Below are 12,072 nucleotides of genomic sequence, written 5' to 3'. Positions count from 1 at the left end.
ATTGAACTAATACAGATATAATGGTATTAGAAACGAGGTGTAAACTATGGAAACACATACACAAACAAATGAATTTATTGACATCTTTATGTTGAACAACGGGAAGTACTTTCCTAGTTCACAGCGTCACGAGATTGTACAACGGCTACGACTCATGCCTGAAGATCGCATGCGTTATGTCAGCACATTAGATTTTAAGGATCCGACCGTATCCTTGATTATTTCAGCAGTTGGGGGAACCTTAGGTATTGACCGATTCTTTATTGGCGATATTGGTATGGGGTTATTAAAGCTATTCACTGCAGGTGGCTGTGGCGTGTTATGGTTGATTGATCTGTTCTTAATTCAAGAACGTACGCGCGAAATCAACTATCAAAAAATGAACGAATTCCTTCGTTACTAGCATGTTTAGCGATTTTAAAAAAATACCACGACGACTGTATGTCGGCTTAGGGGTGACGGCGATTGCGTATGCTTTATTCTTTATGCTAACGCCCTATACCTGCCCAATTCGTGCGATAACGGGTGTACCGGATCCTTTTTGTGGGACGACCCGCGCATGGTTAGCTGCACTTCAAGGGAATTTTGGAGATGCATTTTGGTATCATCCGCTTTTTCTTTGGGCACCGTTACTGTTGCTGGTTATTATTTTATACATGTCGACACATAAAGAACGGTATCTATTTCTAAGTGTGGTAGGTGTCTCAGCCTTTTTGATTATCTATCTCATACGACTAACATTATTTGTCATTCCTTAAGGAGCATTGTGTATACAAGCTCCTTTTGCGTTCTAGTTACGGCCGGAGGTCTTATGAAAAAAATCTATCCAGTAATTGCTGTGTCACTACTTGTGGGGCTAATCACCTATTTTCCACCCTATGTGACGACGCAAAGTCCAACGGATGTTGCGGCCGGTGCGACACCACCGCTTGGTGTTGTACGGGATGGGAATGCTTATAAAGTATGGAATGTGCAACATATCGGCATAATATTGGTTGTTGAAGGTCTAGCGACCCTTGCAATGGTTGTGCATGGACAGAAAAAAACCACATCGTAGCAATGACGCGAAATGTGGTTTTTTACTATTATTTTAAGTAAGCAATTCCTAAATCAATAGTTGCTTGAATCGCATCTTCATGGGTGCGCTCAAAGCTATGCGAAGCATCGACGCCAGGACCCATTAACCCAACACGGATATCATGACCAGCCCGTAATGCTGCTGAGCCGTCTGATCCGTAAAATGGATAAATATCAATATTGAACGGAATTTTATTTTCTTGAGCCAGAGTAACAAGACGTTTCTTCAATTCGTAATCGTATGGGCCTGAGCTATCTTTGGCACAAATGGTGACAGAGTACTCATCAGATGTTTGCCCAGAACCAGGAGCTGCCATATCAACCGCTATAAACTCTACAGTTTTTTCAGGAATTGCGGCAGATGCACCATGACCGACTTCCTCATAGTTTGAAATAAAGAAATGGGTTGTGTGAGCAGGCTTGATATTATTTTCGATGAAATAAGCAGCCATTCCAAATAGAGAAACGACACACGCCTTGTCATCCAAGTGACGCGATTTAATAAAGCCTGAAGGGCTTACGACTGTTCGTGGGTCAAGGTGAACAAAATCACCGACACGAATGCCTAAATCTAAGACATCTTGTTTGGTAAAGACTTTTTCGTCAATGCGTACGATAAGTGTATTTTCGTTTCGTTCTGTTGCATTTGTTTTGGCACCATGAACATGTGATGATGCAACGGTTGTGATAATACTACCTGTATAAAAAGATGCATCCAAAGTCTCAATTGTAACATGTTCTCCTTCAATCGTCGTCCAGGCATAACCACCAATTTGTGTTAATTTTAGACTTCCATCCGCAGTAATTTCTTTTACTTGAGCACCCAATGTGTCAACGTGAGCGGATAGCGTGATATGCGCATCATCATCAATTCCAGGTAATGTAGCGATTAAAGCACCTTTATTTGTGCGTCGTGTCGTCAAACCCATTGTTTCAAATTTTGATGCAACAAATTGAATTGCAGCTTCTGTATGTCCAGTAGGGCTTTTAATGTTTAATAAAGTAACTAAATCTTCGATAATTGTGTTCATATATAATCTCCTTTACAACTTATTATAGGCTTGAATTGTTGCAGTAGCAAGCCACAAAAAAGGAGGTTACCCTCCTAAATAAATTTTAAGTAGTCGCCATATCCTTCGGCTTCCATGTCCTCTTTTGGGATGAATCGCAATGCTGCAGAGTTAATACAATATCGTAAACCACCCTGTTCACGTGGTCCATCGTTGAAAACGTGACCCAAATGCGAATCAGCATTGAGAGAACGCACTTCAATACGGTGCATGTTGTGCGTAAAGTCCTCTATTTCATGAACTTTCTGAATGGGTTTTGTGAATGATGGCCACCCACATCCAGCATCGTACTTATCTTTTGATGAGAAGAGTACTTCACCACTCACGATATCAACGTAAATTCCGCGTTCATAAAAATCATCATACTCTCCAGTAAATGGACGTTCTGTAGCACTGTTTTGTGTTACTTCAAACTGAATGGGAGTTAGTTTATCCTTGAGATCCATAGTCCCGTTCCTCCTTGGATTCAATATCCAATAATTTTACTTTTAGATCGAGTCCTCCTGTAAATCCGTGCAATCCTCCATCTTTTCCAATGACGCGATGGCATGGCGTAACAATCATGATTGGGTTCTTTCCAATAGCAGTTCCGACAGCACGAACTTTCTTAACATCACCCAATGCAATGGCAACGTCGGAATAGGACCATGTCACGCCGTAAGGGATGGTATTTAAAATTTGCCACACCGATTTTTGAAATTCCGTACCCTGTGGCGCAAGTTTCCACGAGAAAGTGTCTAAAGTACCTGCTTGATAACGAGATAATTCATCCACTTCAAGTTTGAATGCTTGAGAGTCCTCGACTGCTGTAGGAGCATACTTTTGGAAATCCGCATAACTATTTCCGAAATAGCGCACACCTAGATCATCTTTAACAATATAAAATGTAGTACCTAGACATTCAAATGATGTATATTTCATGGTTTCACCTCTAAAGAAATTATAGCATAAGTCGAAACTGAAGCGTTTAAAGTTACTTTCATTTTCTTATCACAAAGAAAGGCGTATACTTTAGGTATAGGAGGATTTGATATGAATAATTTATATGAAGCAGTTAGCACATTTTTGGCAGACCAAATTGTGGTCGGTATGAAGATTCACAATATCCACTGGTTTATGGTTGGTGAAGGATTTTTCCCAATGCATAAACAAATGGACGAATTCTATGATGAAGCAGAAGAAAGAATTGATACTGTAGCTGAGCGTTTACTGGTTATTGGGTCACGTCCACTAGGTAGCTATAAAGCAATTCTTGATCGTACAAGCATTAAAGAACTTGGAGATCATGATATTACGGCAATTGAAGGTATTAAACATTTGATTGTTGATTTTGAATCATTAAACAATCAAGCGCTTCGTGTCATCAAACTTGCAGAAGAAAATGAAGATCCAGGGACTGCAGATCATTTTACGGCGATTTCCCAAGATTTAGGAAAATCATTGTGGATGATGAAATCTTACATTAAGTAAGATCACAAATAATTATAAATAGTGACAAAAGGGCAATACCGACGATGGTATTGCCCTTTATAGTGAATAAAACTAAAAGTCCCAAGTGTTAAGCATCTGCGTGACCCATTTGCATAAATCAAGACTTGCTTTGTTAGCAATGGCAACAACCTCATCGTGAGAGTGTTTGCCAGTTCGAAGGCCAGTGGCCATATTAGTAATTACAGAGATTCCTAATACGTCTAAGCCAAGATAGTTTGCAACAATTGTCTCAGGAACGGTTGACATACCAATTGCATCACTCCCAAGTTTACCGTACATGCGGATTTCAGCTCGTGTTTCATAGTAAGGGCCTTGGAAGAATGTATAGATTCCTTCTTTATACTCTATATTAAGATCGTGCGCGGTATGACGTGCGTGATCACGCAGTTTTGAACTGTATGGTTCAGACATGTCAGGAAAGCGTGGTCCTAGACGATCATCGTTGGGTCCGACAAGTGGGTTTGTTGATACACCATTGATGAAATCATCAATAATCATCAAATCACTAGGCTTAAAAGTTGGATTAATGCCACCACATGCATTAGTGATAATGAGACTCTCGATTCCGAGTGCTTTCATAACATAAATTGGATAGGTTACTTCTTTCATTGGGAAACCTTCATAAGCGTGGAAACGTCCTTGCATGACGACAAGTTCTTGAGAACCGATGGTTCCGAAAACAAGGTTACCGGCATGACCGACTAGGTGAGACTGCGGAAAATGGGGGATGTCAGCATATGAAATAGTATGGTGAACCTCCATTTCATCGACTAGACTTCCAAGACCACTTCCAAGAATAATCCCAATTCGGGGTTTGGTCGCAGTAATCTGTTGAATAAATGCAGTAGATTCATTGATTTGATTATAGAACATAAGTGTCTCCTTTTTCTTTATTATAACCATATCACAAAGAAAAGACTATTTTTGTGAAAAAAGACAGTAAAAATAACGAAGACAGGGGAATTTTTCACAATCCAATATCGACCAAATAAGACAAATTGATTGCAATGAGCGAAGTTGACAGATATAATACGAAGTATCAGGACCAAAAAGGGGTAAGGTTTTTTCATCTTTATTTCACTTTGAGCAATATAATCTTTCGTTTTATACATAAACATGAAGATAATATTAAATATATGGCTAATGTTAGTGAAATTGTGAAAATAAGTTGAAATAAACAACTTACGGTGGTAGTATTGGTAGGTATGAAAAAAAGGAGACATTATTTTAATGAAGAATTCAAAGAAAGTAAGTATTAGCGTCTTAATCTTACTGGCACTGTTATTAACAGGATACACATGGTCATACTGGAATGCTGGTACGATCAAACCCCACCTAACTGAAAATGGCGAAAACACAGTTGTATTAGGAGCGGCTAAGAACCAAGAAGTCGAAACAACGTTAACGATTGCTCCCGGATCAACAACGAAACCATTGATTCCTGCTAATATTTATAACAAACTATCCGAAGGCGAACGCTCAACTTTTAGTTCCAAGGCTGCGCTAACAATTAATGCAACATGGACTGAAAATCAAATCGGTAAAGAAATTGCATCAGGTGCACAGGGAACAATCAAGGCTGAAATTCTCGGTGTTTCTATTGATGGAATCGACGTTAACCATACTGACAACAAGATTGCAACATCACTCATCAAACCAACATTTGACAAAACGATGCCAACAATTACTTTGAATGATTCAACAGCTACTCCAATTGGATTATCAGTAACTATGAATGAACCTAAAAATAAATCAGAATACGAAGCAATTGCAAACAAGACTATTAAAGTTAAAGTGCGCTTATCAGTAACTCCGTTATAGGTGCTATTGGATGATTGCACGAGTGTCGATAGTGATTCTAAGCATCTTAGGATGCTTGATTGTATCTACTAAAACGTATAGTTATTGGCAATCATATGGCGTTAACTCAACAAGTAATACTGTAGAATGCTCTGTTACAATTCATGATTACCTCGGTATCATGACACTAACGAAGGATTATGATCTCTTAAAAGATTACGATTTAAATCGTAAATACCGTATCGGTGAATTATTCGAATCACGAGGCGATATTTATGTGGTTGTTAATCCAGTCGAATCAGGAATTCACCGTGAACCATCACGGAACCCTGACGACGTATCCCCCTTCAGAATATTATCTGACTCGGTTCCCGATAACGTATCGAACAGATATTTACATGGTTTTTACACCTTCGATGACTACCATATCAGTCGATTTGAAGATGGAAAACGTATAATGCATGAAGATATTACAACCTACCTCTTTGATGCTACCAAACGCTATAGAACTGGATATGCAGCTGTTGCATTGAATCGCAACAATCCCCAGGCATATATAAATCCCAAATTTAAAGGGAAGAATCAAGTTGTGTGGTACAAAGATAAGCTTTACATCACGAATCAAGACTATGATGGCTCGAGTCGACCAGTTCCTGGTGAATCAAAAGGATGGACTTCATTAAATGATCCAGTTTTTAATGAAAACTATCTGTATGTAAAATACAAAGGATACCCCGTATCTGTTGTGATGAATGAAAACGGAAAAAATATTGTTTATCAACTGCGAGCGAAAAGCAACAAAGACCCTCAAACTGGTGAATACATCAAACCAGGTGAAAATGAAACAGTTTGGGCGTTACAAAGTGGAGAAACGTATGAACAAAAAAGAAACCACTAAACGACGTGAGGTAGGATCTATCGCATTCTACCTTATCATCGCTATTTTAGCGTTGTTAATTGGTGCAATACGCTTTTTTCCAAACGTAATGTCGCACGTCGTTAAACATAGTTCTTATGTGGTTATCAGCGACAGTATGACACCTGTGATCAATGTAAATGATTTAATTGTTGTTAAAAGAGTAGCTCCTGAGACCTTAAAGGTAGATGATATTATTACTTTTGATATCGATATTGATGGAGACGGCACACTCGAGCTGGTTACACATTATATTGCGGAAATTGATGGAAATAACTACAGAACAAAACCAAATGTAAGTGAAACGATGGATACCTGGACAATTCACGGTAATCAAATTCGTGGAAAAGTTGTTATGACCATACCTAAAGTAGGTCATCTGCTCATCCCACTTTACAACAATGCGGTGCCAATTCTCTTGGTTGCATTAACTGCAATTGTATTGACCATAGTACATGTCTACTATGAAAAAGATGAAGATTCCCCAAAAGATGATTTAGACACATTGCGTGTTTAAGTCGTTTTTTGGTATCTGAGTCGAGACTAATTAACAAATAGAAGAATCATTGAGGGGAAGTAATGAAACGCGAAAAGTTAATTGCTTTAATTTCACTATCTGTTTTAGCGTTATTGTTAACAGGTTTTACGTGGAGTTACTGGTTTGATGGAATTGTATCACCACCATCAGAAGTAACACAGACAAATACAATGAAAATTGGAAGCGGCGATACGGTAACCGTATCGACACAAATTGACGATTTAAATATATTTAAAAATACAGAGCTACCACTTGTTCCAAAAGGAAAAGCCGTTGAGGGAAAGTCGGTTGATACATTGGAAACAGGATACTCAGTATCCTGGGAAGAAGATGGAACAGATTTTGCGACGGGTCATCCAGGAACGCTACAAGTCATTTATAGTAATTTTCGGTTTGAAAAAAATATCGATGGAATCACAGAAAAGCGAGATGATGAGTCCTATCTCAATCTTATTCTCTTTTCGGGAACACCTATCACAGCAAATCGCGATACAGCAGACCCGAATTGGGTAAATGAAATTTCATTTGGTGCAACTCGTGACATTTACTTGGGCGATGGAAATTCCCAATCATTTAAGCATGATTTTCAGCTGGGGATGCCGCCAACGAAAGAGCATTATGACTTTATAAAGGAATCTACGATAGCGTTTGACATTACCATCACGGTAACGCCACAATAAGGAGTCCCAACTATGAATGTAAAAAAATACACGCCATTGTTCATGATCGTTATTTTGATCACAATGACGGTGGGTATCAAAGCCATGTGGGACACATTTGAAGTTGTACAAACCCAAAAAGAATTGAAAATTTCAATGCGCATTGGTGATTTTTCATCGCCTTTTGGAAATTCCATCCCCAAATATGTCCCGGGAAATAGATATGCCGCAGGTACTATCGTACAAGATGATCAGGGCTTTTACTATCTTATTAAGCAAGATATAGATGAAACGAAATCGTATGAACTAGCCTGGTATAATCACAAAGTCATGTCCGTTTATAACAGTAATTTGGGATCGTTTAATCCCCAAAATCATCCAAACGAAGGATATACAGTATCTGGAGACATAGCATATTTCTATAAAAATGGATTGTTCAATGCACAACAGGTTGCGTCGTACCTTACATTTTCGAATCGAAAGTATACTAAGACCCAAGTAATTCCTAAGAACCCGTTTGATGGACAATCTGTAGTGTATTTTGAGAACGTTGTGTACATTGCAAATCAGAAATACAAACAGGGTCATGTCCCTGGAATGGATGTTGGTTGGACACCGATGAATCATGTTGAGTATGTGGAAAATGCCTTGTATACGAAAGCCTTACTGGGGGAAGTGGTTTCCGTGCGTTATAGTGATGCTACATATACACTACTTACGGCTGATAACTATAAAAACAAGGGTGTTGTAGCACCTGGTGATGATGCCCGTATCTGGAAAAAAGTAACCTAAAAAAGTGTTGACCATATCTGAAGGTCAACACTTTTTTATTAGATGGATTCGATTTGTTGTTCCGTGACACGCGTAAGGCGTTTAAATTTCGGTGGTAAGGGTGAGATGAATTCCATGACTTTACCCGATTTTGGGTGTTTCAAAATCATTCGATAAGCATGCAATCCCATACGTTTGATAGGGTTGGTTTTCGCATCGTACTTACGATCGCCAATAATTGGGTGACCAATATCCAACATATGCACGCGAATTTGATTTTTACGGCCTGTATCGAGTTGGACTTTGAGAAGTGAAAATTTTTCGCTCCTACGGATGACACTGTAGTGTGTGATGGCTTCTTGCCCAGTAGTTGTTGAATACATGTGTGTTGTTTTGTTTTCACGAAGGAAAGATTTGATTGTATCGTGTTCTTTTTGAACACGACCTTCGACAATCGCGATATAAGTGCGGTCAAGAACCGCTCCATTCCAATCATCTTGGTACATTTTCTTGACACGCTCATTTTTTGCAAACATTAGAACGCCAGACGTATCCTGATCGAGGCGGTGGACAACAAAGATCCTGTTCTTAGAATTTTGTGTTTTGACATAATCACTTGCAAGCCGATAAGCGGTTAGTTCTTCATTCTTATTCGTTGCAACTGTTAAGAGTTTATAAGGTTTGTCGATGACAAGAATTTCATTATCTTCATACAAGATCTGTAGTGGCGTATCGCGTTGTTGATTATGTGAGACAATTGTGATCGTTTGTCCTACATAAACAGGGTCATCAAACTGTGTTGTGACCTCATTGTCGATTGATATACATTCGTGTTTTAGTAATGATTTAATTTTTGACCGGCTGTATGCTAGATCAGCGCTCAAAACTGTATCTAAAACTTCACCATCGCGGACTACTTTAATTGTATGTTTCATAAATTACCTCATTTCGTCTTTCATTATGACAGAAAACACCTTAAATAGATAGTATCCTTATTATATATAAAGTACTAAATACTCTTTTGGGAAGGATGATTTATTCAGGCTACAAATTTGATAGTGTTTGAACGGTACAATTATTTAAAAAAATTTTTTCTTGACTTTTCAAGATACACGGACTGGGGTGGTCATAATCTAACCGTTTGCTTGTGAAAAACACAGTAAAATTCATCAATGATGAAACAGGTTTTCAAAATGACGGTAAGTGGTATCAAGAGCTTTAAAAGTGCATATCTATGAAAAATACACCTAAATAAAAAGTATGTATTTTGATGATTAATGGATTGGATTTGAAAACGCTTCACAAATCTGAAAATGGATTGACACACTTCTATAATGATGATAATATCAAATTGTAATAAGAATATGATTGTAATTTGTAAGAATTATATCGTAGGAACTCAATGTGTGTTAAAAACTGTTTACCATAGTTTGAAATTTACGTTTGAGTACAACTTATTTCTGATAGGAGGTACTAGCATGAGTACAGGGAAAGTGAAATTCTTTAACGCTGAGAAGGGTTACGGATTCATTACTATCGAAGGTGGGCAAGACGTTTTCGTTCATTATTCAGCAATCGAAGCAGACGGATACAAATCTTTAGAAGAAGGTCAAGAAGTTAGCTTTGATGTCGTTGAAGGTCCACGCGGAGAGCAAGCAGCAAACGTTAGAGCTATCTAATTAGTTTAGCCAAAAACAGTAACTTCGGTTACTGTTTTTTAATGGACAGAAAGTCGCATTCTATCAGAATTTAGATTATAATATCTAGTAGTAAATATTGGAGGAAATTATGGTATCACCACTAAAATTTGTAATTCTAGGTTTCAGTATTCTTGCATTGTTAGGCTGGTTACTGGGATACTACATTAAAATGAGAAAAGAAGAAACAATAGTTAAAGGCGTTATGTGGGGAGTATTGAGTTACTTCCTTATGAACATTATTTTTGCGGTTGCTCAAATACCAGTTGGGGACATCACCAAAATGACATTTGGGCCGCAATATGGCATGATCTGGGGAATAATGAGTGCAGTTGCATTCACGCTTGCTTCCATTATTGTTGTCCCAATTGCATATAAGAAATTTAAATTTACCAAGTGGACAACAACCCATCTCTCTTTTGGATTGATGATTTTCTTTGTTGCATCTACTTTAAGTACACTTACAAATATCTTTATGTTTGGTTTTGCGATTAATAAAGGAACCGCTGCGACCGTCTTAAACCCATCATTTACACCAGAACAGGTTGCGAATCTGGTGAACGAAGTTGTTAATAATCCTAACTTCTATTACGCAAACATATTACTATCCCGAATTTATGAGTACATCATTTATACAGCAGGATTTGCATTAATCATTCGTGGGGTACGCGAAGATAAACTCTTGCCTAATGCAGCAATTGCCCTTGTACTCGTCTTTATTAACGTTGCAATTACTGGCTTGTTGTTTAATCTAAACATGCCAATCGTAACCGAAATCTTAAGATTCGCATTTGCGGCTTTCGTTGGATATAAACTGTACCAAGAGTTATTCGTCAAGAAGGCATGATGAAAATCGAGTTAATTGATATCACAGATGAATATGATCATCAAGGCGTCGAAACGTTCTTGTATGATATTTTCGTTCCTGAAATGTCACGCTTCGTTGGCCGATGTGAATTTCGGAATGAAACAGGGCGCGATCTTCGTTTCTACGGTAATATTGGATATGTGATTTACCCCCCTTACCGTGGAAAGAATCTTGCTTATCAGGCAACGCTCGCTCTCTTTGATATTTTGGCAATAAAAAAACCGGATGTACATGAAGTTATTCTTACATGCAATCCGGATAATATAGCATCGCAGAAAATTATTAGACGATTGAGTGGCACTTATGTGGAAACGGTGGATGTGGATACAGACCACGAGTTATACCACATGGGCGAAACACAAAAAGAAATATATACTGTTAAGCTTTAACTTTACGGATAATTCCTAAGGGTGTCGATTGCGACTGTTGCCCAAGGGGATTATCTTTTAATATTTTAACCATTTGGTCCAGGTCAATTGCAGAATTGCTTGATCCAAGAATATTTCCGCCTAAATCATTAATATCAACAACAATGACATCAATGTCCTTATCGAAAAGTGCTTTTAGTTCTTTGGCAACTTCGTTTGGACGTTCAGGTCCTAGGACAACATATTCATTGTATGGTGGAATTGTATGTGATGTGGGACCATCAATTGATCGCGCTTTGTAACCAGCAACGCGGTAGAAATCACCTTTACGTCCAAAAACTTTTGTAATTGCAGCAACACCAGCGGCAAAAATGATGCGTGGTGTTCCACATTCGCGCAATGCCATCTCCATGGTTTCAGGCATACCCAAACCAATTCCGTGCGGTGTTTTTGTTACATAGTTTGAAAGAGTGTATGCAAGTTTACGTGGTTTCACATCCTTAATAGGATACGCGCGACCTTGCGTAATAGCAACAATTTTCTCAGTTACAAATAAAATATCGCCATCTTGAAGGAATGGTGTTGCGAACTCACCCACAACAGCATCAATCTTATCATTTGGCATTACCAACTTGGTTTTAATTGGTAAACGCTCATATTCTTGTCCATTAACGCATACGGTTAATGCTTTATTTTCATTCGCTTTTATAGTCATACAAATGCTTCCCTTCTGTACTTTATAATCATAGCGACTCAAAGGGTCATAAGCAAGTGATAACTTGCAATAATCAAGCGCAATCAAGTATAATTTCCTCAA

The 12,072-nt window shown here is 38.3% G+C and carries 18 protein-coding genes; 12 read left to right on the top strand and 6 right to left on the bottom strand.

Annotation, left to right across the window (positions count from 1 at the left end; genetic code table 11):
• Positions 1-46 precede the first annotated feature (46 nt).
• From GVV22_RS03610 to GVV22_RS03600, 3 genes are read left to right on the top strand one after another with little or no spacing between them, the layout of a single operon-like run.
• A complete protein-coding gene (locus GVV22_RS03610) occupies positions 47-403 on the top strand; it encodes a TM2 domain-containing protein (RefSeq protein ID WP_159648799.1) in 357 nt (118 codons plus the stop codon).
• Position 404: 1 nt separating this feature from the next.
• Positions 405-758, top strand: a complete 354-nt coding sequence (locus GVV22_RS03605) for a DUF2752 domain-containing protein (RefSeq protein WP_159648798.1) — start codon at positions 405-407, stop codon at positions 756-758.
• Between the two features lie 53 nt (positions 759-811).
• Complete coding sequence (locus GVV22_RS03600; RefSeq protein ID WP_159648797.1) at positions 812-1,057, top strand: hypothetical protein; 246 nt, start codon at positions 812-814, stop codon at positions 1,055-1,057.
• A gap of 28 nt (positions 1,058-1,085) precedes the next feature.
• Here the strand turns inward: GVV22_RS03600 and GVV22_RS03595 are convergent, their stop codons facing one another.
• From GVV22_RS03595 to GVV22_RS03585, 3 genes are all read right to left on the bottom strand, one after another.
• Positions 1,086-2,108 (bottom strand): M42 family metallopeptidase, encoded by a 1,023-nt coding sequence (locus GVV22_RS03595; RefSeq protein ID WP_159648796.1) that lies wholly within the window; start codon positions 2,106-2,108, stop codon positions 1,086-1,088.
• Positions 2,109-2,182: 74 nt separating this feature from the next.
• Entirely contained in the window at positions 2,183-2,593 is a 411-nt protein-coding gene (gene msrB / locus GVV22_RS03590; RefSeq protein ID WP_159648795.1) for a peptide-methionine (R)-S-oxide reductase MsrB, read from the bottom strand.
• Positions 2,577-3,068 (bottom strand): methylated-DNA--[protein]-cysteine S-methyltransferase, encoded by a 492-nt coding sequence (locus GVV22_RS03585; RefSeq protein ID WP_159648794.1) that lies wholly within the window; start codon positions 3,066-3,068, stop codon positions 2,577-2,579. The genes msrB and GVV22_RS03585 overlap by 17 nt, the downstream gene beginning before the upstream one ends.
• 111 nt (positions 3,069-3,179) lie before the next feature.
• Here GVV22_RS03585 and GVV22_RS03580 point away from each other — a divergent pair, with 111 nt between their 5' ends.
• The gene (locus tag GVV22_RS03580) at positions 3,180-3,617 is read left to right on the top strand and encodes a Dps family protein (RefSeq protein ID WP_159648793.1); all 438 of its coding nucleotides are present in this window, start codon (positions 3,180-3,182) and stop codon (positions 3,615-3,617) included.
• Positions 3,618-3,689: 72 nt separating this feature from the next.
• Here the strand turns inward: GVV22_RS03580 and GVV22_RS03575 are convergent, their stop codons facing one another.
• On the bottom strand, positions 3,690-4,511 hold the full coding sequence (locus GVV22_RS03575) for a purine-nucleoside phosphorylase (RefSeq protein WP_159648792.1): 822 nt from the start codon (positions 4,509-4,511) through the stop codon (positions 3,690-3,692).
• Between the two features lie 357 nt (positions 4,512-4,868).
• Between GVV22_RS03575 and GVV22_RS03570 the strand changes: the two genes are divergently transcribed.
• The 5 genes from GVV22_RS03570 to GVV22_RS03550 all read left to right on the top strand — a co-directional run bounded on the left by GVV22_RS03570 (position 4,869) and on the right by GVV22_RS03550 (position 8,343).
• Complete coding sequence (locus GVV22_RS03570; RefSeq protein ID WP_159648791.1) at positions 4,869-5,459, top strand: hypothetical protein; 591 nt, start codon at positions 4,869-4,871, stop codon at positions 5,457-5,459.
• A gap of 10 nt (positions 5,460-5,469) precedes the next feature.
• Positions 5,470-6,336, top strand: a complete 867-nt coding sequence (locus GVV22_RS03565; RefSeq protein ID WP_159648790.1) for a hypothetical protein — start codon at positions 5,470-5,472, stop codon at positions 6,334-6,336.
• Entirely contained in the window at positions 6,314-6,871 is a 558-nt protein-coding gene (locus tag GVV22_RS03560) for a signal peptidase I (protein WP_159648789.1), read from the top strand. Before GVV22_RS03565 ends, GVV22_RS03560 begins: the two co-directional genes overlap by 23 nt.
• 62 nt (positions 6,872-6,933) lie before the next feature.
• On the top strand, positions 6,934-7,572 hold the full coding sequence (locus GVV22_RS03555) for a hypothetical protein (RefSeq protein WP_159648788.1): 639 nt from the start codon (positions 6,934-6,936) through the stop codon (positions 7,570-7,572).
• 12 nt (positions 7,573-7,584) lie between these two features.
• Positions 7,585-8,343 carry a hypothetical protein gene (locus tag GVV22_RS03550; protein WP_159648787.1) on the top strand — a complete coding sequence of 253 codons (759 nt, stop codon included), beginning with the start codon at positions 7,585-7,587 and terminating at the stop codon, positions 8,341-8,343.
• A 38-nt stretch (positions 8,344-8,381) separates the two neighbouring features.
• On the opposite strand, the gene GVV22_RS03545 is transcribed toward GVV22_RS03550, so the two are convergent.
• Positions 8,382-9,257, bottom strand: coding sequence for an RluA family pseudouridine synthase (locus GVV22_RS03545; protein WP_159648786.1), 876 nt, complete (start codon positions 9,255-9,257; stop codon positions 8,382-8,384).
• Between the two features lie 543 nt (positions 9,258-9,800).
• On the opposite strand from GVV22_RS03545, the gene GVV22_RS03540 reads away from it, so the two are divergent.
• The 3 genes from GVV22_RS03540 (at position 9,801) to GVV22_RS03530 (ending at position 11,276) form a co-directional block, all read left to right on the top strand.
• The gene (locus tag GVV22_RS03540) at positions 9,801-10,001 is read left to right on the top strand and encodes a cold-shock protein (RefSeq protein ID WP_159635679.1); all 201 of its coding nucleotides are present in this window, start codon (positions 9,801-9,803) and stop codon (positions 9,999-10,001) included.
• A gap of 109 nt (positions 10,002-10,110) precedes the next feature.
• Entirely contained in the window at positions 10,111-10,866 is a 756-nt protein-coding gene (locus GVV22_RS03535; protein ID WP_159648785.1) for a hypothetical protein, read from the top strand.
• Positions 10,866-11,276 (top strand): GNAT family N-acetyltransferase, encoded by a 411-nt coding sequence (locus GVV22_RS03530; protein ID WP_159648784.1) that lies wholly within the window; start codon positions 10,866-10,868, stop codon positions 11,274-11,276. Before GVV22_RS03535 ends, GVV22_RS03530 begins: the two co-directional genes overlap by 1 nt.
• On the opposite strand, the gene GVV22_RS03525 is transcribed toward GVV22_RS03530, so the two are convergent.
• Positions 11,266-11,970: a coenzyme F420-0:L-glutamate ligase gene (locus GVV22_RS03525; RefSeq protein WP_159635670.1), complete on the bottom strand. Its 705-nt coding sequence runs from the start codon at positions 11,968-11,970 to the stop codon at positions 11,266-11,268. The two genes, GVV22_RS03530 and GVV22_RS03525, sit on opposite strands and share 11 nt — an antisense overlap.
• Positions 11,971-12,072 lie beyond the last annotated feature (102 nt).

This window comes from Erysipelothrix aquatica (assembly GCF_009828825.1).
Taxonomy (GTDB): Bacteria; Bacillota_I; Bacilli_A; order Erysipelotrichales; family Erysipelotrichaceae; genus Erysipelothrix; species Erysipelothrix aquatica_A.
Note: the sequence above shows the minus strand (reverse complement) of the source record. Positions and strands in the feature narration are given on the sequence as shown.